Origin of the sequence: Methylobacterium sp. J-068 (assembly GCF_022829445.1) — a bacterium.
Lineage (GTDB): Bacteria > Pseudomonadota > Alphaproteobacteria > Rhizobiales > Beijerinckiaceae > Methylobacterium.
Genome location: NZ_JAKSXY010000122.1, coordinates 86,130 through 109,675 on the forward strand (window position 1 = coordinate 86,130; position 23,546 = coordinate 109,675).

General features: G+C 69.2%; 19 protein-coding genes and 1 tRNA gene. 14 read left to right on the forward strand and 6 right to left on the reverse strand.

What is annotated here, in order from left to right:
• Genes MKK54_RS20660 through MKK54_RS20690 form a run of 7 tightly spaced genes read left to right on the forward strand, consistent with a single transcriptional unit; the run spans window position 1 to window position 7,547 of the window.
• On the forward strand, window positions 1-1,590 hold the full coding sequence (locus MKK54_RS20660; protein ID WP_244013745.1) for a YcaO-like family protein: 1,590 nt from the start codon (window positions 1-3) through the stop codon (window positions 1,588-1,590).
• Window positions 1,587-2,432, forward strand: a complete 846-nt coding sequence (locus MKK54_RS20665) for a sugar phosphate isomerase/epimerase family protein (RefSeq protein WP_244013747.1) — start codon at window positions 1,587-1,589, stop codon at window positions 2,430-2,432. Before MKK54_RS20660 ends, MKK54_RS20665 begins: the two co-directional genes overlap by 4 nt.
• Window positions 2,429-3,652 (forward strand): glycosyltransferase family 4 protein, encoded by a 1,224-nt coding sequence (locus tag MKK54_RS20670; RefSeq protein WP_244013749.1) that lies wholly within the window; start codon window positions 2,429-2,431, stop codon window positions 3,650-3,652. The genes MKK54_RS20665 and MKK54_RS20670 overlap by 4 nt, the downstream gene beginning before the upstream one ends.
• A gap of 5 nt (window positions 3,653-3,657) precedes the next feature.
• Window positions 3,658-4,422: a PIG-L deacetylase family protein gene (locus MKK54_RS20675; protein WP_244013751.1), complete on the forward strand. Its 765-nt coding sequence runs from the start codon at window positions 3,658-3,660 to the stop codon at window positions 4,420-4,422.
• On the forward strand, window positions 4,412-5,122 hold the full coding sequence (locus MKK54_RS20680) for a uracil-DNA glycosylase (protein WP_244013753.1): 711 nt from the start codon (window positions 4,412-4,414) through the stop codon (window positions 5,120-5,122). The genes MKK54_RS20675 and MKK54_RS20680 overlap by 11 nt, the downstream gene beginning before the upstream one ends.
• 57 nt (window positions 5,123-5,179) lie before the next feature.
• Complete coding sequence (locus MKK54_RS20685; protein WP_244014606.1) at window positions 5,180-6,241, forward strand: lysylphosphatidylglycerol synthase domain-containing protein; 1,062 nt, start codon at window positions 5,180-5,182, stop codon at window positions 6,239-6,241.
• A 28-nt stretch (window positions 6,242-6,269) separates the two neighbouring features.
• Complete coding sequence (locus MKK54_RS20690) at window positions 6,270-7,547, forward strand: ATP-binding protein (protein ID WP_244013755.1); 1,278 nt, start codon at window positions 6,270-6,272, stop codon at window positions 7,545-7,547.
• 4 nt (window positions 7,548-7,551) lie between these two features.
• Here MKK54_RS20690 and MKK54_RS20695 read toward each other — a convergent pair whose 3' ends face one another.
• The gene (locus tag MKK54_RS20695) at window positions 7,552-9,045 is read right to left on the reverse strand and encodes an AMP nucleosidase (protein ID WP_409564216.1); all 1,494 of its coding nucleotides are present in this window, start codon (window positions 9,043-9,045) and stop codon (window positions 7,552-7,554) included.
• A gap of 191 nt (window positions 9,046-9,236) precedes the next feature.
• On the opposite strand from MKK54_RS20695, the gene tsaA reads away from it, so the two are divergent.
• Window positions 9,237-9,743, forward strand: coding sequence for a tRNA (N6-threonylcarbamoyladenosine(37)-N6)-methyltransferase TrmO (tsaA, locus tag MKK54_RS20700; RefSeq protein ID WP_244013758.1), 507 nt, complete (start codon window positions 9,237-9,239; stop codon window positions 9,741-9,743).
• A gap of 24 nt (window positions 9,744-9,767) precedes the next feature.
• Here the strand turns inward: tsaA and MKK54_RS20705 are convergent, their stop codons facing one another.
• From MKK54_RS20705 to MKK54_RS20715, 3 genes are read right to left on the reverse strand one after another with little or no spacing between them, the layout of a single operon-like run.
• The gene (locus MKK54_RS20705) at window positions 9,768-12,875 is read right to left on the reverse strand and encodes an efflux RND transporter permease subunit (RefSeq protein WP_313898405.1); all 3,108 of its coding nucleotides are present in this window, start codon (window positions 12,873-12,875) and stop codon (window positions 9,768-9,770) included.
• A gap of 59 nt (window positions 12,876-12,934) precedes the next feature.
• Window positions 12,935-14,011, reverse strand: coding sequence for an efflux RND transporter periplasmic adaptor subunit (locus tag MKK54_RS20710; protein WP_244013759.1), 1,077 nt, complete (start codon window positions 14,009-14,011; stop codon window positions 12,935-12,937).
• A complete protein-coding gene (locus tag MKK54_RS20715; RefSeq protein WP_244013760.1) occupies window positions 14,008-15,153 on the reverse strand; it encodes an efflux RND transporter periplasmic adaptor subunit in 1,146 nt (381 codons plus the stop codon). The genes MKK54_RS20710 and MKK54_RS20715 overlap by 4 nt, the downstream gene beginning before the upstream one ends.
• A 203-nt stretch (window positions 15,154-15,356) precedes the next feature.
• Between MKK54_RS20715 and MKK54_RS20720 the strand changes: the two genes are divergently transcribed.
• A complete protein-coding gene (locus MKK54_RS20720) occupies window positions 15,357-15,956 on the forward strand; it encodes a TetR/AcrR family transcriptional regulator (protein ID WP_244013761.1) in 600 nt (199 codons plus the stop codon).
• 232 nt (window positions 15,957-16,188) lie between these two features.
• Window positions 16,189-17,349, forward strand: a complete 1,161-nt coding sequence (chrA, locus tag MKK54_RS20725) for a chromate efflux transporter (RefSeq protein WP_244014609.1) — start codon at window positions 16,189-16,191, stop codon at window positions 17,347-17,349.
• Window positions 17,350-17,379: 30 nt separating this feature from the next.
• On the opposite strand, the gene MKK54_RS20730 is transcribed toward chrA, so the two are convergent.
• Window positions 17,380-18,279, reverse strand: coding sequence for a histone deacetylase (locus MKK54_RS20730; protein WP_244013762.1), 900 nt, complete (start codon window positions 18,277-18,279; stop codon window positions 17,380-17,382).
• Window positions 18,280-18,514: 235 nt separating this feature from the next.
• Between MKK54_RS20730 and MKK54_RS20735 the strand changes: the two genes are divergently transcribed.
• Window positions 18,515-19,720: a ceramide glucosyltransferase gene (locus MKK54_RS20735; protein ID WP_409564217.1), complete on the forward strand. Its 1,206-nt coding sequence runs from the start codon at window positions 18,515-18,517 to the stop codon at window positions 19,718-19,720.
• A 373-nt stretch (window positions 19,721-20,093) separates the two neighbouring features.
• Complete coding sequence (locus MKK54_RS20740; protein ID WP_244013763.1) at window positions 20,094-21,926, forward strand: glycosyltransferase 61 family protein; 1,833 nt, start codon at window positions 20,094-20,096, stop codon at window positions 21,924-21,926.
• 261 nt (window positions 21,927-22,187) lie between these two features.
• Here the strand turns inward: MKK54_RS20740 and MKK54_RS20745 are convergent.
• Window positions 22,188-22,271: transfer RNA gene (locus tag MKK54_RS20745), tRNA-Leu, on the reverse strand.
• Window positions 22,272-22,451: 180 nt separating this feature from the next.
• On the opposite strand from MKK54_RS20745, the gene MKK54_RS20750 reads away from it, so the two are divergent.
• Window positions 22,452-23,033: a YqaA family protein gene (locus tag MKK54_RS20750; RefSeq protein ID WP_244013764.1), complete on the forward strand. Its 582-nt coding sequence runs from the start codon at window positions 22,452-22,454 to the stop codon at window positions 23,031-23,033.
• 23 nt (window positions 23,034-23,056) lie between these two features.
• Window positions 23,057-23,545 (forward strand): disulfide bond formation protein B, encoded by a 489-nt coding sequence (locus MKK54_RS20755; protein WP_244013765.1) that lies wholly within the window; start codon window positions 23,057-23,059, stop codon window positions 23,543-23,545.
• The last annotated feature ends 1 nt before the right edge of the window (window position 23,546 follow it).

Consider the following 23,546-nt stretch of genomic DNA (forward strand, 5'->3'; position numbering starts at 1 on the left):
GTGACCGAGCACGACCAGGACGACCGCGCCCGCCACAGCCGGATCAAGGTGCCGCGCGCCTACACCCACGGCGCCCCCCGTCGCATCGAAGGTCTGCCCGAGGCGCTGCCCGAACCGGTGCGCGCCTATCTCGACATCCTGCCGGAAGGACGCATCGTCGGCTTCCCCCTCGCGCCGCTCGACCGCACCGGCATCCCGGTCTGGTTCGTGTCGCTCTTCCTCGACGATCCGTTCTTCGTCGGCGCCATGCCGAGCGGCATCGGCTACGGCGCCACCGACGACGAGGCGATCATCGGCGCGGTGGCCGAGATCGCCGAGAATCTGATGCCCTCGCTGGCGGTGATGCCGCGCCGGAAGGAGCGCGCCAGCTACGACGACCTCGTGCGGGTCTACGGCGCCGGTTCGGTGGCCGACCCCCTCACCCTGTGCCTGCCCGCCGGCAGCCCGGTGGGGCGCGCCACCACGCTCGAATGGACGGCCGCGATCCGCGCCCGCACCGGCGAGACGGTGCTTATGCCGCTCGACATCGCCGCGACCGATTATTTCGAGTTGTCGGAGGGCTACAAGCCCTTCACCAACCTCATCACCAACGGCCTCGGCGCCGGGCCAGACGTGGACTTCGCACTCGGGCACGGCCTGCTCGAACTGCTGCAGCGCGATGGCAACGGCCTCCTGTTCCGCGCCCTCGACCAGGGGGTGGTGCTCGACCTCTCGGAGGGCTTGGGCCCCGAGACGCGCGGCATGCTCGACCGGCTGGATTCCCTCGGGATCAAGGCCCTGCCGAAATTCGCCACCGATCAGTTCGGGCTGACCAACCTCTACGTCGTCGGCCACGACCGGAACCTCTCCGACACCCCCGTGCCGATCGCGCTCTCGGCCTGCGGCGAGGCCTGCGACCCGGACCGGGAGCGGGCCCTGCGCAAGGCGCTCCTCGAATTCCAGGCGGCGCGCGTGCGCAAGGCGTTCGGCCACGGGCCGCTGGCCTTCGCCGAGCGGGTGACGCCGCCGGGCTACGTGAAGGCCTTCATCGACAAGGCGCTGCCGAGCCTCGATCTCGAGGAGAGCCGTGCCCTCAAGGCGATGCTCGAATGGATCGTCCAACCGGCCGAAGGCATCGCCGACACGCTGCGCGACACCGTCTATTCCGAGCGCGCCAGCAAGCGCTTCACGGACCTGCCCACCACGGAGGCGCCGGACGGCCATGCCCGAGGCCGCATCGCCCGCGAGCGCCTGGAGGGGGCCGGGTTCGACGTCCTCTACGTCGATTGCTCGCCGCCCGGCGGCAGCGTCGGCGTGGTCAAGGCCATCGTGCCGGGCCTCGAGGTCGAGACCATGAGCTATCACCGCATCGGCGAGCGCAACGCGCGGAAGCTGATCGAACGCGACCACCCGCTGATCCGCTTCGGCGCGGCCACCGACACTCTGAAGCCCGTGCGCCTGACGCCGGAGGCCATCGAGCGCTTCGGCGGGCAGCCCCTGTTCGACACGGCGCTCGCGGACCGGATCGTCGGATCGCATTACCCGCTCTATCGCGAGCCGGAATCGCACCACGCGCCCTTCCGCCTTGCCCAGCAGGGGCGCGCCGCATGAGCCTGCGCTTCGCCTACAACACCAACGGCACCGCAAATCATCGCCTGGACGACGCGATCGACCTCATCGCCGAGGCCGGCTACCAGGGCGTGGCGCTCACCCTCGACATCCACCACCTCGACCCCTTCGCGGAGAACTGGCTCCAGGAAGCCCAGCGGGTGTCGAGCCGGCTGCAGCGCCTCGGCCTCGGCTCGGTGATCGAGACCGGCGCGCGCTTCCTCCTCGACCCGAAGGCCAAGCACGAGCCGACGCTCGTCAGCGGCGACGCCGCGGGCCGTGCCCGCCGCGTCGGCTTCCTCAAGCGCGCCGTCGACATCGGCGCGATCCTGCATTCGGAAGCCGTCTCGTTCTGGGCCGGCGTGCCCAAGCCCGGCATCGATGCCGAGGAGGCGAAGGGCTGGCTGCGCGAGGGCCTCTCCGAGGTCGTCGCCTACGCGGCCGAGCAGAATGTGGTCGCCTGCCTGGAGCCCGAGCCCGGCATGCTGATCGAAACCCTCGACGACTACGCCGCCCTCGACCTGCCGGGCCTCAAGCTCGCCCTCGACACCGGCCATTGCCTCGTCACCGGCGAGCGCGACCCCGCCGCCGCGGTGGCGGAATTCGCGGACCGGATCGGCACCGTGGCGATCGAGGACATGGCGCGCGGCATCCACATCCACCTGCCCTTCGGCGAAGGGGACATGGACGTGCCCGACGTGCTGAATGCGCTCGACGCGATCCGCTTCGACAAGCTCGTCTGCGTCGAACTCTCCCGCGAGAGCCACCGCGCCGACCTCATGGTTCCGGCGTCCCTCAAGTACCTGCGCGATTGCCGCAATCCGAACCCGGGAGCCTCCGCGTGAGGATCTGCTTCGTCTCGCGCCGCTACTTCCCGGCGATCTCCGGCATGAGCGTCTACGCGCAGAACCTGCTGCGCGAACTCGTCGAGGCCGGCCACGACGTCACGATGATCTCCCAGTATCGCGGCGACGCCTTCGGCACGCGGGTCTATGGCGGCGGTCCGCCGCCGGCCGTGCCCGGCGTCACCGTCATCGGCCTGGAACAGGCGGGCGAGCAGGAGAGCGGCGACTTCGAGCGCGACATCGACGTCATGGTTTCGACCATCCGGGCCGAGCACGCGAAGAAGCCCTTCGACATCCTGCACGCGCAATACGGCTATCCCACCGGCTGGGCCACGCTCTTGGCCTCGCGCCAGATCGGCGTGCCGAACGTAGTCTCGATCCAGGGCGGGGACGGCCACTGGGTCGGCTCGTGCTGCGAGACCCACCGGGTCGCCATGTGCGAGGTGCTGGCCCACGCCAACGCCCTGCTGATCGGCGGCGCCTCCTTCGTGGACGAGGTCTGCGACCGCCTCGGCTCGGACCCCGCGCGCTTCACCATCGTGCCGGGTGCCGTCGACACCGCGCGCTTCACCCCCGGCCCGGCGGATCATGCCGGCCCGGTGCGGCTGTTCTACCATGGCCGCGTCGACCGCCGGAAAGGCGTGCTCGACTTCATCGACGCGCTGGGGCTGGTGCGCGCCCGCGCTATCCCGTTCGCGGCGACCATCTCCGGCATCGGGCCGGACGTGGATTCCTCGAAGGCGCGCGCGGCCGAGCTGAATTTCTCGGAAGCCGAGATCCGCTTCACGGGCTACGCCGATTACGACACCGTGCCGGACCTCTACCGGGAGGCCGACGTCTTCGTGTCGCCGACCTATGCGGAGGGGTTCTCCAACACCATCCTGGAGGCGATGGCCGCAGGCCTCGCGGTGGTCTCGACCCACGCGGTCGGGGTCTCCGACTGCCTGCGCGACGGCGAGAACGGTCTGATGGTCCAGCCGGGCGACGTGCCCGCCCTGGCCGAGGCCCTGACCCGCGTGATCGAGGACGCGCCCCTGCGGCGCCGGCTCGCCGAGGATGGGCTCGCCGAATGCCGCCGGGTCTATTCCTGGCGCGCCGTGGGCCGCCAGATCATGGAGGTCTACGGGAGCGTGGCGAACGAGCGCCCGGCCACGGACTTCGCCACGCGCCTGCCGCACGATCCGTCCTGCCGCTTCCGCGCCGAACCCCACCTGCTCTAAAGCCGATGCCGACCGCGCTCGCCCTGTCGCCCCATCTCGACGATGCCGCCTTCTCCTGCGGGGGCCTGTTGCACGCCCTGGCGGGGGACGGCTGGCGGGTGGTGATGGCGACGCTGTTCACGGGCTCGGTGGCGAGCCCTACCGGCTTCGCCCTCGCTTGCCAGACCGACAAGGGCCTTGGGCCGGAGATCGACTACATGCGCCTGCGCCGAGCGGAGGACGCGGGCGCGGCCGAGGCCCTCGGGATCGAGGCTCCGCGCCACCTGCCCTTCCGCGAGGCGCCCCATCGCGGCTACGGCTGGGCGCACGAATTGTTTCAGGACGTGCGCGCCGATGACGGGATCGTGCCCGATCTGGCGCGCGCGATCCGCGACCTCTTGGCCGAGACGGCACCCGACCTCGTGCTGGCGCCCCAGGCGGTCGGCGGCCACGTCGACCATGTCCAGGTGGTGCGTGCCCTCGACATCGCCGGTCCGCGCGCGCCGATCCTCTGGTGGCGTGATTTCCCCTACACCGTGCGGAGCCAGGCCCCGAAGCAGCCGCTCCGCGCGCGCTTCGCCGATCTGGCCGAGGCCGAGTGCCGGTTCGGGCCGGAGGGACAGGCCGCGAAGGCCGCCGCCTGCGCCGCCTACACGACGCAACTCGGCTTCCAGTTCGGCGGCCCGGCGGGTCTGGCCGCGCGGCTCGCGCGGGAGGGCGGCATCGAGCGTTTCCGCCGGGAGGGCGCGCTGCCGGACAGCGTGAGGCGCCGTGTCGCCGATGCCGGCTGAAGCGCCGCCGCGTGATCCGAAGAGCCTGCGCGACCCGGTGGCGCTGGCGGCGCGGAAGGCGGGGCTCGACGGGACGCACATCGCCCCGATCCGGGCGCTCGCCCGCCGGATCGCGGAAGCACGCGGGGCCGAGGTGCCGGACCCCGATCCCCTCGATGGCGGCGTCGGGGCCCGCCTGCTCCTGCTGCTGGAGACGCCGGGGCCGAGCATCCGAGGCACGGGATTCGTCTCGCGCGACAACCCGACCGGCACCGCCGCCAACCTGTTCCGCTTCCTCGCCGAATCCGGCATTCCCCGGCGCGACACCCTGATCTGGAACACGATCCCGTGGGTCATCCACGCGCCGGGCGCGCTGAACAGGCCCCCGCGCCGATCCGAGATCCTGGCCGCGATCCCCGACCTCGCGCCGCTCCTGGCCTGCCTGCCGCATCTACGCGTCGTGGTGCTGGCCGGACGCGTCGCCGGGATGCTGGCCCCCACGCTGGCGACCCTGCGGCCGGACCTCCCCGTGATCCCGGTTCCGCATCCGAGCCCGACCTATGTCTGCACCGCGCCGAGCGTCGCGACGCGCATCCGCGCGGGGCTGGCCCGGGCGGCGGCCTGCATCGGCGGTGGGCATTGCGCCTCCATTGCTGGCAATTGCCCGCCGATGCCCCTAAATGCGGGCAACGGGCCGCGGTCCGGCACAAGCTCGGGTTGATCCATGCCGCCGACGAGGCCGAGCGGGGTGAGCCCGGCGGAGGCGGACGCCGACACGATGAACTTTGCGGGACAGCACAAGCAGGTCGAGGCCGCCGAAGCGCTCGCTTCCGAGGCATCGTCGGGCGAGACCGTGGACGTGGAGACCGCGCGCCCGAAATCCCGGATGGGTGGCCGCTATGCCTGGCTCGGCACCATCGCCAGCGTCGCGATCTTCGGCGGTTCGCTCTTCGTCCTGTGGAAGCTCGTCCAGTCCGTCACCTGGGCGGAGATGCACGCGGCCTTCACGGCCGCCAGCGCCGAGCAGCTCGGCCTCGCCTTCGCGTTCGTGGGCCTGAGCTACCTCTTCCTCACCTGCTACGACGCGCTGGCCTTACGGCAACTCAGGCTCAAGGTGCCCTACCGGACGACGGCGCTGGCGTCCTTCACCAGCTACGCCGTCAGCTTCACGCTGGGGTTTCCGCTCCTGACGGCGGGCACGATCCGCTACTGGATCTATTCGAGCAAGGGCCTGTCGGCGGCCAAGATCGCGGCGCTCACGGTGATCGCGGGCTTCACCTTCTGGCTCGGCATGGGCGTCGTGCTCGGGCTCAGCCTCATCGTGGAGGCAGGCCAGCTCGCCGCCCTCACCTTCACCAGCATCGCCCTGAACCAGGGCATCGGCTTCGGCGCGCTGCTGGCGGTGGTGGCCTACCTGCTCTGGGTGTCGCTGAAGCGCCGCAGCGTGCGCGTGCGGAGCTGGCGCCTGGAACTGCCCGGCGCCTCCGTCTCGCTGAGCCAGATGGTGGTGGGCATCGGCGACGTCTGCGCGGCGGCGGCTACACTCTGGGTGCTCCTGCCGGCGGGCACCTCCATCGGCTTCACCACCTTCTTGGCGATCTACGTCCTCGCCGCGATGCTCGGCATCGCCTCCAACGCGCCGGGCGGCATCGGGGTGTTCGAGGCGACCGTTCTGCTCGCGCTCTCCAGCCTGCCGCGCGACCAGGTGCTCGGCTCGCTGCTGCTGTTCCGCGTCTGCTACTATCTCGTTCCCTTTGTCATCGCACTGGCCATGCTCACCGTGTACGAGATCGCCAAGCGGGCTCGGGACGCGAAGGCGTCCCGAGACATCCAGGCCTGACGCGGGCCCATCTTCCCCGGGGTTGCCCATGGCACGCGGCGCGCGCCGATCGGCCTGGACCGCCGCCGCCGTGACGGCGGCGGGGCTCGGCGTGTTCTCAGCCGGGCGCGGAACCCTGGACTGGCCGATGGTGGCGGCCTCCCTCGCCGTCGCCGGTCTGGGAGGCTTCGTCGGCAGCCTCGGCCGCTCCCGCATCGTGCGCGCCCCGGAGAGCACCGCCGCCTCGCGCCACTCGGTGGCCGAGGCGCTGCTCGCCAACATCCCCGATCCGGTCATCCTGGTCGATCGCCGCGCCGTGGTGATCGAGGTCAATCCGGCCGCCCGCGCCCTGCTGCCGGCCCTGAAGCTGCGCCACCCCCTCTCCTTCGCCCTGCGCGCGCCCGACGTGCTCGACGGCATCGAGGAGGTGCTGCGCACGGGCGCGCCGCTGAAGACCCTCTACGCGACGCGCGTGCCGACCGAGCGCGCCTTCGAGGTGCAGATCGGCGCCCTGCCGATGCCGGACGGCGCGGCCGGCGGCCAGCCGAACGTCGTCCTGTTCCTGCGCGACCTCACCTCGGCCCGGCGGCTGGAGGCGATGCGGGTCGATTTCGTCGCCAATGCCAGCCACGAGTTGCGCACGCCGCTTGCGTCGCTCCTTGGCTTCATCGAGACCCTGCAGGGGCCCGCCCGCAACGATCCGCCCGCGCGGGACCGCTTCCTCGGCATCATGAAGACCCAGGCGCAGCGCATGGCGCGCCTCGTCGACGACCTGCTCTCGCTCTCCCGCATCGAGTTGCGCGAGCACGTGCCCCCGACGCGCCCCGTCGACCTCACCCGCATCGCGCGCCAGATGGTCGACACGCAAGGCCCCCTCGCCCGCGAGCGGGGCGTGAGCCTCACCCTGGACGCCGAGGGGCCGTTCCCCATCCTGGGCGAGCGCGACGAACTCCTGCGCGTGGTCGAGAACCTCGTCGAGAACGCGGTGAAGTACGGCGGCAGCGGCGGCCTCGTGGCGGTCTCGCTCCGGCGCCGGACCGACGAGGCCACGGGCCGGACCGGCATCCACCTCAACGTGCGCGACGAGGGGCCGGGCATCGCCGCCGAGCACATCCCGCGCCTGACCGAGCGCTTCTACCGGGTCGACGTGGCCTCGAGCCGCGACCAGGGCGGGACCGGCCTCGGCCTCGCCATCGTCAAGCACATCGTCAACCGGCACCGGGGCCGCCTCGTCATCGAGAGCGTGCCCGACCAGGGCACGAGCGTGCAGGCGATCTTTCCGGACTATGAACCGGACACCTCGGACTTGGCGATCGAGCCCGCTTGAGCCCCTACCGGAACGGCGGCTCGTCGAAGCTGCGCAGCTTGCGCGAATGCAGGCCGTGGCGCTCGGCGCGCAGGTTGTCGAGGGCGGCGAGACCGATGAGCAGGTGCTCGGCCACCGCGCGCTCGTAGAAGGCGTTGGCCGCGCCCGGCAGCTTGATCTCGCCGTGCAGGGGCTTGTCAGAGACGCAGAGCAGGGTGCCGTAGGGGACGCGCAGGCGGTAGCCCTGGGCCGCGATGGTGCCGCTCTCCATGTCGACGCCGATGGCGCGCGAGAGGTTGATGCGCCGGCGCTCCTGGCTGAAGCGGAGCTCCCAGTTGCGGTCGTCGTAGGTCACCACGGTGCCGGTGCGCAGGCGGCGCTTGAGGGCCTCGCTCTGCTCGCCGGTGATCTGGGCGGCCGCCGCCTGGAGGGCGAGCTGCACCTCGGCCAAAGCCGGGACCGGCACGTCGGGCGGCACGAGTTCGTCGAGGATGCGGTCGCGGCGCAGGTAGCCGTGGGCGAGCACGTAGTCGCCGATGGTCTGCGACTGGCGCAGGCCGCCGCAATGGCCCACCATCAGCCAGCAATGCGGGCGCAGCACCGCGAGGTGGTCGGTGATCGTCTTCGCGTTGGAGGGGCCGACGCCGATATTCACCAGCGTGGTGCCCTGCTGGCTGCCATCGGCCCCACGGGCGACGAGGTGGTAGGCCGGCATCTGGTACTTGTGCCAGGGCGAGGCGGCGATGAGCGCCGCCGGATCGACGGAGGCGGCCTCGTCCCGCGAGACCGAGACGCCGCCGGGCAGGATCAAGCGCTCGAAGCCCTCGTCGCCGCGTGCCAGGCGCTCGAGCCCGTGGCGGATGAAGCCGTCGACGTAGCGATGATAGTTCGTCAGCAGGATCCAGGGCTGCACGTCGCGCCAGTCGCTGCCGGTGTAATGCACCAGGCGGCGCAGCGAGTAATCCGAGCGGATCGCGTCGAACAGCGCCAGCGGACGCGGCGCGTCGGGCAGATCCTGCCAGAGACCGTCCGCGATCTCGTCGCCCACCACCGAGAGCAGCGGCACGGGAAAGTAGGTGGCCAGATCGCGGGGCGTGACGCCGCTGCGCCCGAGATCGGCGCCGGGCTCGATCACGTAGGGATAGGGGATTTCCTGGGCGCTCAGGCCCACTTCGAGGCTGGCGCCGTAATCGCGCACCAGGGGCGCCAGCTGCTCCAGCAGGTACCGGCGGAAATGGCCTGGCTGGGTCACGGTGGTGGCGTAGATGCCGGGCGCCTGGAACTTCGCCGTGGCCCGCGAGACCCTCGGCATCGGGCCGGACGGCTGGTAGGTGACGCGCAGTTCGGGATAGCGGAACTGCAGCCGCTCGGTGGCGTCGGGGGGCGGGCCGCCGTCGAGATAACGCGACAGCGCCGATTGCAGCGCCTCGATCGCTCCCGCATGCAGCGCGGCCAGACGGTCCACGGCGGTCTCGGGATCGGAGACGGATTCCATCGGTCGCAATTCGTCGCGGATCACGGTGCCTCCCGGCCAAACCTTCGGTCCCCGGCCTCTTACACCGCGCCGCTCCGGGACGCGAACCCCGAGGCACCGACCAGCAGTCTCGGGATCACGGCTGCCCGCCCGATCCGCTTCCCGACTTGCCCCGGACGGCATCCTGCGGGACACCGATCCTCCGCGCGGCACCACGCGCGGCGGAGGCCCTGGACATGAGCGACCCGACAGCACATCGGCCCGGCGAGGTGGCGATTCCGCTGCCCGAGGGCTTCGATGCCGGGCTCTACTTCATCGGCCGCATCCGCACGCCCTGGGCGAGCCGGGCGGACTGCCCGAAGAACGGGCTCCAGACCCAGGCGACCTGCACGCTGCTGGTGGACCCACCCTTCGCCGCCGGCCTCCAGAACGTGGAGGGCGCGAGCCACCTCATCGTGCTCTACTGGATGGACGAGGCCGTGCGCGACCTCGCGCTCCAGCGCCCGCGCCACGCGGAGGGCAGCCGGGGCACGTTCTCGCTGCGCTCCCCCGTCCGCCCGAACCCAATCGCCCTGTCGGTGGTCGAACTCCTCGGCCGGGACGAGGGGCGCCTCGACGTGCGCGGCCTCGATTGCCGCGACGGCACCCCGCTCCTCGACATCAAGCCCTATTACGCCACGACGGATTCCCGCCCCGAGGCGGTCGTCGACCGGGCGGGAACCCGGCGCGCGGCGGAGGCCTGAGGGCCCCGACCGGCGGGCGGGTCCTCACCCCGCCTGAACCGGCGCGGCGTGCACGTGTCCGTCGGCGCCGTGGACCCGGCGCGGCGTGCCCTTCGGCGGCGCCTTGATGCGGTACCAGCCGACATAGAGGGCGGGCAGGAAGAACAGCGTCAGGAAGGTCGCCGCCAGGATGCCGCCGATCATCGCGTAGGCCATCGGCCCCCAGAACACCTCGCGGGCGATAGGCACGAGGCCGAAGCTCGCCGCCGCCGCCGTGAGCAGGATCGGCCGCATGCGGTGGCAGGTGGCGTCCACCACGGCGTCCCAGGGGGCCAAGCCGTCGCGCTCGTACTCGTCGATCTGGGTCACCAGGATCACCGAGTTGCGCACGATGATGCCGATCAGCGCCAGGATGCCGAGGATCGCCACGAAGCCCATCGGCTTGTCGAACAGCAGGAGCGCCGCCGCCACGCCGATCAGCCCGAGGGGGGCGACGCTCGCCACCAGGAACAGCTTCTGGAAGCTCTGGAGCTGGATCATCAGGAACATCGCCATGGTCAGCAGCATGACGGGCGCCACGGCGGCGATGGGCCCCTGGCCCTTGGCGCTCTCCTCCACCGCGCCGCCGACCGCCAGGACGTAGCCGTCCGGCAGGCTCTCGCGGAACCCGGCGATCTTCGCGTCGAGCTGTTGCACCACCGTGGCGGGCTGGGTGTCGTCGGCGATCGAGGCCCGCACCGTGATGGTCGGCAGGCGGTCGCGGCGCCAGACGATGGGCTGTTCCAGCTCGTAGCCGATGGTCGCGAAGGCGAGCAGCGGCACGACGCTGCCGTTGGCGAGGGGAATCTGCAGGCTCTGGAGCGTGTCGAGGGAGTTGCGCTCCACCGCCTGCGCGCGGGCGACCACCTTGACGAGGTAGATCGAGTCGCGGACCTGGGTGATCGCGCGGCCCCCGACGATGCCGTTGAGGAGCCCCGCGATGTCCTCCGAGGTCACGCCGAGCTGGCGCGCCTTGTCCTGGATGATGTCGACTTTGAGCACCTTGCCGGGCTCGTTCCAGTCGAAGGTCGGCACGTCGAGATGCGGGTTGGCGCCGACGATGTTGGCGAGCGCCAGCGCGTGCCCGCGCAGGGTCTGAAGGTCGGGTCCGCTGAGGCGGTACTGCACCGGGCGCCCGACCGGGGGGCCGAGATCGAGGGAGTGGATGAGGAAGTCGGTGCCGACGAACTTTTCACGGGCGAGCCGGTCGAGCTTGCGCTTCATGCGCTCGCGCGCCTCGATCGACTTCGTCTCGATGACGATCTGGCCGAAGAAGGCGTTGCCGAGCTGCTGGTCCAGCGGCAGGTAGAAGCGCACCGCGCCCTGGCCCACGTAGGACGACCAGCGCACGATCTCGGGCTCGCCCACCAGCGTCGCCTCGAAGCGGTCCATCTGGGCCTTCGTCTCCGCGATGCTGGCGTTCTGCGGCAGCGTCATGTCGACGAGGAGTTCCGGCCGGTCGGAGGCCGGGAAGAACTGCTGCTGCACGAAGCCCATGCCGACGATGGAGGCCGCCAGCATGGCCACGCAGGCGGCGACGGTGGTCCAGCGCCAGCGCATGGCGGCCGTGAGCAGCCCGGTGAAGAGCCTCATGGAGCGGCTCGGTGCGTCCTGGTGCTTGTGCTTGAGCTGCTTGGGCAAGAGCTTCACGCCGATGAGGGGCGCGAACAGCACCGCCACCACCCAGGAGACGAGAAGCGAGGCCGCGATGACCACGAACAGGGAGTAGGTGTACTCGCCCGCCGACGAGCCGTTGAAGCCGATGGGCAGGAAGCCCGCCACCGTCACAAGCGTGCCGGTGAGCATGGGGAAGGCCGTGGAGGTGTAGGCGAAGGTCGCGGCCTTCTTCAGACTGTCGCCGACCTCCAGGCGCGCCACCATCATCTCGACGGTGATCATGGCGTCGTCGACGAGGAGCCCGAGCGCGATGATGAGCGCCCCGAGCGAGATGCGCTGGAGGGTCACGCCCATCACCTGCATGACCACGAACACGATGGCGAGCACCAGCGGGATCGACAGCGAGACCACGAGCCCCGCGCGCCAGCCGAGGCTGAGGAAGCTCACCGCGAGCACGATCACCACGGCCTCGACCAGCGCCTTGGTGAAGCCGCCCACCGCCTCCTCGACGATTCTAGGCTGGTCCGAGACGAGGTGGATGCCGACGCCCACGGGCAATTCGCCCTCGAGCTTGCGCATGCGCTCCTTCAGGTCGTGGCCGAAGGTGAGCAGGTTGCCCGAGGGCTGCATGGCGATGGCCAGACCGATCGCGGGCCGGCCGTTGAAGCGGAACAGGTCGGTCGGCGGATCGGTGAAGCCGCGTGAGATCTCGGCGACGTCGGAGAGGCGGAAGAAGCGGTCGTTCACCCGCAGGTTCACGGCCCGCAGGCTGTCCTCGGACACGAACTGCCCGCCGACCCTGACCGAGACACGCTCGGGTCCCCCCTGGATCACGCCGGAGGGCGCGATGGCGTTCTGGGATTGCAGGGTCTTGATCACCGAATTGGTGTCGAGGCCCAGGCCCGCGAGCTTGCGGGTGGAGAAGTCGAGGTAGATCACCTCGTCCTGCGCGCCGAGCAGCTGCATCTTGCCCGCCGACGGCACCTTCTTCACCTCGGCGCGGACGCGCTCGACGTAGTCGCGCAATTGGCGCGGGGTCACGCCATCGGCCGTGAAGGCGTAGACGTTGCCGAACACGTCACCGAACTCGTCGTTGAAGAACGGCCCCTGGATGCCCTGCGGGAAGGTGTTCTGGATGTCGCCGATGCGCTTGCGCACCTGGTAGAAGATCGCCGGAATGGTCTTCGGCGGCGTCGTCTCGCGCAGCTGCACGAACACCGTGGCCTGGCCCGGCGTGGTGTAGCTGCGGCTGAAATCGACGGCGTCGATCTGCTGCAATTCCTTCTCGATCCGCTCGGTGACCTGATCGAGGGTGTCGCTGATGGTGGCGCCGGGCCAGCGTGCCTGCACGATCATGGTCTTGATCGCGAAGGGCGGGTCCTCCTCGCGGCCGAGGCGCTCGTAGGCCAGGAAGCCGGCCACGACCGAGATCAGCATCAGGAACCAGACGAAGGAGCGGTGCTCCAGCGCCCATTCGGAGAGATTGAAGTTCTTCACGGAATTGCTCTCGCCTCACCGGGGTGGCGGCTGAATCTCGAAACGGGCGGCTCCGCGCCTCACGGCGCCGTGTCGGACAGGCGCACGGCCTGCCCCTCCTTCAGGGTGTGGATTCCGGCCAGCACCACGCGGTCCCCGGCCTTCAGGCCGTCGCCGATGGACACGCGGTCGCCCTCGCGATGCGCGACGGTGACCGCCTGCCGGCGGACGCTCCGACCGTCCTCCGCGACGAGCCAGACGCTGTCGCGCCCCCCTTCGGTGAGCAGCGCGGTGGCGGGTAGATCGACGTGGGGGGGCTCCGCCCGCATCAGGGTCACGGTGAGGGTCGAGCCGAGGCGGAACGCCTCCGAAGGCTTGACCAGCGTCATGCGGATGCGCCGCGTGCGCGTGGTCGGGTCGGCGAAGGGCGCGGTCTCGCGCACCCGCGCCGTCGCGGTGACCTCCGGCGCGCTCTGGAGCGCCACCGTGAATTGCGCATCCGTGGGCATCGTGCCGACGAGTTCCTCCGGGATGTCGACCACGGCCTCGCGTTCCTCGGGGCGCGCGAGGGTCGCCACCGCCTGGCCGGCGCTGAGCATCTGCCCGACCTCGGCGCTGCGCACCGTGACGACGCCGTCGAAATCCGCGTGAAGCTCGGTGTAGCCCATCTGGTCCCGGGCCTTCTGCAGGTTCGCCTCGGCCTGGGCGAGGCGGGCCTGGGCGGTGTCGCGGCCCGCCACGGCGGTGTCGAGCTGCGCCTGGGTGACGTTGCCGCCACCGAACAGGCGCCGACGGCGGATCTCCGTGGCGTTGGCGTTCTCGGCCTGTGCCTTGGCGTCGGCGAGGTCGGCTTCCGCCCGGGTCAGGGCGAAGCGGGTCACCACCGGATCGAGGGCGGCGATGCGCTGGCCCTTCCGCACGATGTCGCCCATCGTCACGTCGCGGGCGATCATGCGGCCCGCGATCTGGAAGCCGATCTCGGACTGGTAGCGCGGCGCGACCACGCCCGCGAAGGGGCCGAAGGCCTTGTGATCCACCGGCTTGACGACCCGGAAGAGCACCGGCCGCACGGGCGGCGGCGCCTTCGGCTCCTCGGACGCTTGGCAGGCGCCGAGGACGGCGACGAGGGCCAGGACTCCGCGAACGGACCGGATCATCGGGTGCCCTCCGGAACCTTGGCTTCCGGAACCGTGCCTTCGAGGGTCTGAGCGACCTCGACCGTCTGGCCCGGACGAAGCAGCTGGATGCCCGCGACGACGACCTCCTCGCCGGGTGCGATGCCGCCCTTCAGCGCGATGGTGTTCGGGCCGTAGCGCTCGATCGCCACGGGGCGCGGATTCACGGTGCCGTTCGCGGCATCGCGGATCCAGACCGCCGGTCCGTTCTCCCAACGGTAGAGGGCCGACCAGGGCAGGACGACCGCCTGGCGCGGCCGGAACTTGCCGGTGCCGATCACCACGGCGCCGAGGCCCATGGCCTGGGGCGTCTCGTCGAGCCCGACCTTGACCCGCACGGTGCCGGAGGCGGCGTCGACGCTGGGCGAGATTTCCCGCACCCGCCCGACCGCCCTAACGCGCGGATCGGCCTGGAGCGTGACCTCCACGGTCTTGCTCTCGGGGGGCGCGGCCAGCACCGCCTCGAAGATGTTGAACACCGCGTCGCGTGGACCGTCCTGTGCCAGGGCCAGCACGGTCTGACCGGACTGGACCACCTGGCCCATCTCGAAGGTGCGGCTGAGAACGATGCCGTCCACGCCCGCCTTGAGATCCGTATAGGAGAACTGCTCCTCCGCGGTGCCCAAGGCCGCCCTGGCCGAATCGACCGAGGCCTGGGTGGTGCGCAGCTGCTGCTCGGCGTCGTCGTAGCTCGGCCGGGTGGTGTAGCCGTTGGAGAGCAGCTGCTCCTGGCGCTTGAAGTTGAGCTTGGCCTGGGTCAGCAGCGCCTCGGCGGAGGTGAGCGCGGCCTGGGCGTTGTTGAGATTGGCCCGCTGCTCCTGCGGGTCGAGCTTGGCCAGCACCTGGTCGGCGCTGACGTGGTCGCCGACTTCCACCAGACGCTTGGCGATCTTGCCGTTGGTTCGGAAGGCGACGTTGACCTGCGACTGAGCCTGGATGTCGCCGGTGAAGATCAGGTCGGACGCGATGGTGGTGGGCCGCGCGACCACGGTGCGCACGAGCGCCAGGGCCGGCGTCGCGGATCGCGTGGCAGCCGGCTCGCCGGCCGCCCTGGCCGAGGGAATGGCGGTGAGGATCGCGGCGCACAGGGACGCGGCCCCGCATCCGCGCCGCCGAACGATCATCCAATCCACCATCGCGTGCCCAAGCCTCGACAGGACCCTATCGGCGGACACCCATATCGGCTAACTTACCGACCGTCCAGACGGTTTTTATCTGGACATTTCGGCTTCTCCCTCGCCACGTTCCCAGGTAAGTGCTTGATGCTTCCGATCTTCTCGGTGATGCGGGCCGCCTTTCGGCCCCCGTCCGCCCCGCTGGTTTGTCGATGACGAAGGCGCGCACCCGCCGCGAAGACCGGCCGCTGGTCATCCTCGACGCCGCCGAGCGCCTGATTCGGCGCGTCGGGACGCGCACGCTCACCATCGACGCGGTGGCGGCCGAAGCCTCCCTGAGCAAGGGGGGCGTCCTCCATCACTATGCCTCGAAGGATGCGCTGATCTCGGCGCTCGCCGAGCGCAAGCTGCGGGAGATTCGCGAGAGCGTGGCGGCGCACGAGGCCGAGCAGGGCCCGGGCCCGGCCGCCCTCCCCCTCGCGCTGATCGCGCACGTGCGTCAGGTCTACGCCGACGAGGACGGGTTTCCGCGCGCGCTGCTGCTGGCCTCGGCCGAGAATCCGGAGGCCTTCGCGGGTTTCAGCGCCTACCTGAAGCAGCGCCTCGCCCTGATGGAGGACGTCGCCTGCTGCCCGGGCGCCGGCGCCATGCTGACCTTCGCGACCCTCGGCCTGCTCCTCACCCGGACGCTCGGCTTCCACTGCCTGGAGGGCCCCGAACTGGAGAGGCTGTTCGACGCCATGGAGCACGCCGCGCAGAGCCTGCCAAAGACCGGGGCGCCGGCGGCGTCGGACCGGGATGGCGAGACCTGACGCGCGGCGTCAGCATCGGACGTCCGGGCGGCATCCCGCTTGGTCTCGCCCTGCACCCGTCCGCGGGCGCACACACGATGGCGCCGATCACCCGATTCGGCCCAAGAGGATTTCCCGCGTGACCTCGCTACCATCGGATCAGGTCGGCCACGCGAGCGGGCCGGACGGATCGCAAGTCTCGGGACCGTCCGGGGCCGCCGAAACGCCCCGAGTCCCGGGGACGCCCGGCGAAGTGTTCCGGGCCTTCCTGACGCTCGGGCTGACGGCGTTCGGCGGCCCCATCGCGCATCTCGGCTACTTCCGCGACGAACTGGTGACCCGCCGCCGCTGGATCGACGAAGCCGGCTACGCCGATCTCGTGGCCCTGTGCCAGTTCCTGCCCGGCCCCGCCTCCAGCCAGGTCGGCTTCACCCTCGGTGTGATGCGGGGCGGCGGCCTGCTGGGGGGCCTCGCCGCCTGGACGGCGTTCACCCTGCCCTCGGCGCTCCTCCTGCTGGCCTTCGCCTACGGCGCCAACAGCCTCACCGGTCCCGTGGCGGAGGGCCTGATCCACGGCCTCAAGCTCGTGGCCGTCGCCGTCGTCGCCCAGGCCGTCTGGGGCATGGCCCGCACGCTGGCGCCCGACCGGCCCCGCGCCGGCATCGCGGTGGCGGCGTTGTTCCTGACCGTGTTCGTCGCGGGCGCGCTCGGGCAGCTCGGCGCCATCGCGCTCGGCGCCCTCTGCGGCCTCGTGCTCTGCCGAACGGGTCCGGAGGCGCCGGGCGGACGCCTGACCGTTCCAGTCTCCCGCCGGGCCGGTGCCGCCGCGCTGGTCGCGTTCGGACTACTGCTCGTCGTGCCGCCGGTGCTGGCGGTCGCCCTGCGCTCGCAGGCGCTGGCGCTGTACGATGCGTTCTACCATTCCGGCGCCCTGGTCTTCGGCGGCGGCCACGTGGTGCTGCCGCTTCTGCGCGCCGAGGTGGTGGGCCAGGGCTGGGTCGGCCCCGACGCCTTTCTGGCCGGCTACGGCGCGGCCCAGGCCGTGCCGGGACCGCTGTTCACCGTCGCCGCCTATCTGGGTGCGGTGGCCGGGCCGGTCCCGCACGGCGTCCTCGGCGCCGCCATCGCGCTGGTGGCGATCTTCCTGCCGGGGCTGCTGCTGGTCTACGGCGCCCTGCCCTACTGGGACGCCCTCCGGACGCGCCCGCTCGCGCGGGCGGCCATGCGGGGGACCAACGCGGCGGTCGTCGGCATCCTCGCCGCGGCGCTCTACGATCCCGTCTGGACCGGGGCGGTCGGCCATTCCCGGGATTTCGCCGTGGTCGTGCTGGCCTTCGTGCTCCTCACGGTGGGCCGGGCGCCCCCGTGGCTCGTCGTACTGCTCACCGCCCTCTGTGGGATCACCCTGACCTGACCCGACGTGGCACGCGCCCCGCGCGGCCCGCTACGCCGCCTCCGCCATCGCGGAGAAGACGAGGGCGTGGCGGCCGGCCAGGGCGTCGATGTCGGTGGAATAGCCACCGCCGATGACGCCCACGAACGGGATGCCCCGGCCCCTCACCGCTCCGACCACGAAGCGGTCGCGCGCCAGGAGTCCTGCATCGGTCAGGGCGAGGCGGCCGAGGCGGTCGTCACGGTGCGGGTCGACACCCGCGTTGTAGAACACGAGATCGGGCCTGAGCGCGTCGAGGAGCGGCCCGACATGGGCCTCCAGCACGGCGAGATACCCGGCATCGTCGACGCCGTCGGGCAGGCCGACGTCACGGTCGCTGGCGATCTTCCGGGTCGGGTAGTTCTTCTCGGCATGGATCGACAGGGTGAAGAGGTCGGGCGTCCCGCTCAGGCAATCGGCGGTGCCGTCGCCCTGGTGGACGTCGCAATCGACGACGAGGCAGCGCGCGATGGTGCCCTCGGCGTGGAGCTGGCGCGCCGCCACCGCCACGTCGTTGAAGATGCAGAAGCCGGCCCCGGTCTCCCGCCGGGCGTGGTGGCTGCCGCCGGCCGTGCTGCCCGCGATCCCGTGGGCCAGGGCGAGGCGAGCCGCCAGCAGGGTGCCGCCCACGGAGGCGCGGGAACGGGCTACGACCGCCTCGCCCACGGGCAGGCCGATGTTGCGCTCGACCGCGCGTGGCACGTCGAGGGCGAGGACCGCCTCCACGTAGGCGCGGTCATGGGCGGCCGAGAGAAGGTCGGCTCCGGCGGGCTCGGGCCGGACGAAGCCGTTGGGCACGAGGCCCCGCGCCACCAGGATCTCGGCGAGGCGGCCATACTTGCGCATGGGAAAGCGATGGCCCTCCGGCAGCGTCGCCTCGTAGGCCGGGTGAAAGGCGATGGGCAGGCTCATGAGCGGTGGGTCAAGTCAGTTCGTTCCCCCGGGAACCGCCGCACGGGGGTCGGCCCGGTCTCCACGATAGCCACAGGCACCCGTCTCGCCACGCCCAAACCTCCCTCGCCGCTCAGGCCTGTCATACGACTGAAGCATCACGGCTGTTAGGGGCGCTGAAGCGGCTCGGGCCGCGGCGTCGTGTCCGGGACCGCGCGCCGCGAGACCGCGAGCCTCACCGGATGAGGTGTCGCCGATGTGGGATGCGCCGATGTGGGACGGGATCGGGACCGGCGGAAGCGTCGCCCTGGGGCTCTGCGCCGCCCTGACACTGCTCAACCTCGTCGGCATCGCGGTGACGGCCTGTCGTCTCGGACGGCGCAACCACCGGCCGGTGTTTCCGGCGAACGCCCCGGTCTCCCTGGTGCGGCCGGTCTGCGGAATCGAGGCCTTCAGCGAGGAATTGCTGACGCGCGGCTTCCGCCTCGCGCATGAGCGCTACGAACTGATCTTGTGCGTCGCGGACGGGGCGGACCCCATCGTCCCGCTACTGCGACGGCTGATGGCGGCGCATCCCGGGGTTCCCGCGCGCCTCATCGTCGGCGACGAGCGCATCAGCGACAACCCGAAGCTCAACAATTGCGTGCGCGGCTGGGAGGCGGCCCGCCACGACTGGGTGGTGCTCGCCGATTCCAACGTCGCGATGCCGCCGGACTATCTGCAACGCCTGCAGGCGGCGTGGCGCCCGGATACCGGCCTCGTCTGCTCGACGCCGATCGGCGCCCGGCCCCTCGGGCTGTTCGCCGAGGTCGAATGCGCCTTCCTCAACACCCTGCAGGCGCGCTGGCAATATACCGGCGAGGCGCTCGGCCTCGGCTTCGCGCAGGGCAAGAGCATGCTCTGGCACAAGCCCTTCCTCGAGGCGCGCGGCGGCATCCGGGCCCTAGCGGCCGAGATCGCCGAGGACGCCGCGGCCACCAAGCTCGTGCGCGCGGCGGGCGCCCGGGTCCACCTCGTCGCCATGCCCTTCGACCAGCCCCTGGGCCGCCGGACCCTGGCGGAGATCTGGTCGCGGCAATTGCGCTGGGCGCGTCTGCGCCGGGTGACCTTCCCGCTCTTCTTCGCACCCGAGATCGCCTGCGGCCCGCTCCTGCCCTTCGGACTCGCGCTGGCGGCCGCCCCCTCACTCACCCTCGCCGCCGGCCTTCTGGGACTGCTGGGCCTCTGGTACGGCGCCGAGATCGCGCTCGCCGCGCGCGCCGGCTGGTACCGGCGCCCGAGGCTCCTCCTCGCCTTCCTGATCCGCGACGCGCTGATTCCGCTGGTGTGGACCAGCGCCTGGATGCGCGGCGCCATCCTGTGGCGCGGCAACGCGATGGACATCCGCACGCGCGGCGCCGACCTCGACGCGAGCGCCGGGCCGCGCCGAACCTGGCGGCGCCCGCGCCCGAGCGCCGCTTGAGCGGTCGTCAGGGGTTTCCGCATCCCACCGGAGCCTCTTCGGCGTAGAGCCGAGGCAAAGCGCTGCCCGAGTGCGGGTGAACCTTCCACGAGCGGGACGCAAGGCGCCTCTTATCGGCTTCCAAATTAAAAGAACAGAGTTTAAACTAAATATGATTAAATGTTTATTTGATTTTAATCAAAAAGCAGCGAAATTATCTTAGATTTACATTGTCGCTTTATAATATTAATGCCAAATATACGGCTGAGTATTCTAATTTTAGTCAAGAATCTGAGGTGGCGGAGGTTCACACGCGGCGCTCCGACGGGTTGCGGTTGAAGCTGGGACGGCTAGAAAAGGGCCCATAATCCTCGCTTCTGATCACGGGCGCTTGATGTCCTTTTCGTCCTCCTTGCAGCTTTTCGGCGAAGCGACCGTTGTATCGCACGAACCGACAATTCAGCATCGTGTCGACTGTGTGTACGCCCCGTTTTCACAAGAGATATTCTTTGATCAGGACCCATCCTGGGGAATCTATCAGACCAATGGAGAGCTTGTCGAAGCCGCTTCCTATATCCGAGGCGCAACATCCGCACTTATCGGTCAAAGTCGATTTCAAGATTTCGATTCGGAGACGATGGACATCGAGTCCCGCGAGCATATCTATTTCGGACCGTTGATCCCGCATTATGGCCACTTCCTCGTCAGCAGCCTTGCTCGAGCGTGGTATTGCGCTCATCCTGAGTTTCAGAACAAACCGCTCTTGTGTCATTCCGATCTGGCGATCGATGCCCATTTTAAAGGCTACATGGGTGTTTTGACATCCGGGCTCGGGCTTCATCAAAGTCGATTTGTAAGCCCTACGAAAAAGATCAGATTTACGAATCTGACCATTCCGAGCCCGGCTTTTGTGGAGCAAAACCGAGCGCACGAAGCTTTCGTCGAGCCGATGGGTCGTATCGGCCGCACGCTGCTCGCAGGCCGAAGCCTAGAACCGAATACACGGCCGGTATGGCTGTCCAAATCACGCTTGGCGGCCTTCAGTGTCTCACATATCGAAAATGAACACGAAATCGAGAACGCTCTCGCCGAACACGGCTTCGATATCGTTTTCCCCGAACAACTATCGATTTCCGATCAGATCTATCTGTTCTCGACGCGCCAAAATATAGCCGGCTTCGCTGGATCGGCCTTCCATAATCATATTTTCGCCCATCAATCACCTCACATCACATGCGTTGCACTCGATCCGATCTTGAACACGAACTTTTTGCTTCTCGATAAACTGAAACATACCGAAGCAAATTACTATTACCCGATCGACAACATTGAGAATGCGCATCTTCCTAATTACGCCATCTCCCGGAAAATTCGAGATGTTGGCAAATTCGTATCGGATCTTCTAGACGTCACGCATCTGCCATCTCACTCGATGACTCCTGGATTCAGGCTTCAGAGCCACACCAGCACGGAACCCGTCATGATTTACAATGATAACTGCTTACCTGATCATGATGGAGAAAACTATCGCTCCGTACTTGAACGCCTGCATACAGAATTGAATCCGATTTCGTATCTGGAAATTGGCACTTTGACGGGTGGAACCCTCAATCTCTCAAAAGCTCCATCGATTTCCATCGACCCCAAGTTTCAGATCGCGACCGAAGTCATTGGACAGAAACCGTTATGCTTATTTTATCAGATGGAAAGCGATAGGTTTTTTGAGAATTACGACCCGAAAGCCATCCTCGGAGCGCGGCTGGATTTCGCGTTTCTGGATGGAATGCACCGGTGCGAGTTCCTACTCCGCGACTTCATGAACGCGGAGCGGAATTCAGCTTCTCACGGGGTCATTGCGCTGCACGACTGTCTGCCGGTCGAAATTCCCATGACGGACAGAACCCAAAACGGCACGGCGCCGATCGCACCCCACAGAGGCGGTTGGTGGACCGGGGATGTGTGGCGGACCGTTCTGGCACTCAAACGTCATCGTAGAGATCTGAATATCATTTGCCTGGATGCCGCCCCGACAGGCCTCGTGCTCATCTCGAATCTCAATCCCTCGTCGACGTTCCTCAGCGCAAACTACACCACAATCGTCGAAGAAATGCTGACGATGGATCTGGAAGATTTGACTGTTGCCGGCTTCATGCAGGAAGTCGAAACGGTCTCGACATCGTCATACCAAAATCCCGGCGCGCTGGCTCAAGCGCTGGGCCGATCATAATACTCGGTCTCATCGAGGTCTGACATAAGCCGCTCCGCTCAATCCATCGGAACGAGCGGACGCGGGAGGCACGCGCCGTCCGGCGTTGAAAATCACCCTCCGGCAGTCTCTCCATCGGCTTGGATAGCCATCTCGTGGCGTCCTATCTTCGACAGGACGAGGCCGTCGCGTGATCGTGCTGAGATGGAGGTTCATTCGGAGCGATATGCGGCCAGCGTCTCGTGACCGGCCGTCAGTTCGGCGTTTCGCCTGAACCGCTCGTGGTGCCCGCGGAGGGACTCGAACCCCCACGCCTCTCGGCTTCCGATTTTGAGTCGGACGCGTCTACCATTCCACCACGCGGGCACGCGCCCGATCTCCTGCCGCGCAGGCCTGCGCGTGTCAACCTGTGCCGGGAGGCGGGAGCCGCGTTCGAGCCCGGGTGAGGCGCGTTTTCTCCCCGCCTGCGGCCCGCGGCCGCTCGCCAGCCCGCGCGGGGTGTGATCAAAGGGCGCCGCCCACCCTTGCAGCCAATCCGGACCCCTCATGATCCGTCGCCTCTACGAGTGGATCCTCGCCCTCTCGGGCAAGCCGTCGGCGCCCTACGCGCTCGGAGCGGTGGCCTTCGCGGAGAGTTCGTTCTTCCCCGTGCCACCCGACGTGATGCTGGTGCCCATGGCGGTGAGCCGGCCCGACCGGGTCTGGTTCTACGCGCTCGTCACCACGCTGTGCTCGGTGGCGGGCGGGCTCCTCGGCTACGCGATCGGCGCTCTGCTGTTCGATTCCATCGGGCAATGGGTGTTCCGGGTCTACGGCCTGTCCGACAAGGCGGCGACCTTCCAGGCCTCCTACGCCCAGTACGGCCACTGGGTGATCCTGCTGAAGGGCCTGACGCCGATCCCGTTCAAGCTCGTCACCATCACCTCGGGCTTCGCCCATTACGACCTGTTCTGGTTCGTGGTGCTGTCGCTGCTCACGCGCGGGGCACGATTCTTCCTGTTGGCGGGACTTCTCGGGCGCTACGGCGTTCAGATCCGTGGGGTACTCGACCGGCACCTCAACGTCGTGGCGGCGATCTCCGTCGCGGTGATCATCTTAGGCTTCGTCCTGTTCAAGGTGGTTCTATAGAGATGCAGGGTGCTTCGATGGAGATGAACGACGCTTCGCTGCTGCGCCTGCGCCGGGCCGCCCTCCTCCTCCTCGTCGGCGCCGCGCTGACGCTGGGCGGAGCCTTCTACTTCCAGTGGGGGCTCGGCTACGTGCCGTGCAAGCTCTGCCTCGAGGAGCGCATTCCCTACTACGCGGCCATTCCCCTCGCGCTTCTCGGGCTCGTCCTGCCCGCCCGGGGCACGCGCCTCGTGCTCGGCCTCGCGGCGCTCGGCCTCCTCTACGGGGCCGGCCTTAGCGTCTACCATGCGGGCGCCGAGTGGGCGTTCTGGCCGGGCCCCACCGATTGCGGCGGCGGCTCGGGCGCCACTCCGAAGGACGTCGGCGATTTCCTGAACACACTCCAGACCACGCGGGTCGCCGATTGCTCGACGGCCGCCTGGCGCCTGTTCGGGATCTCCCTGGCGGGCTGGAACGCGCTGGTCGCCTTCGCGCTCGCCTCAATCTCGGGGGTCGCGGCGCTGAAGCGCTGAA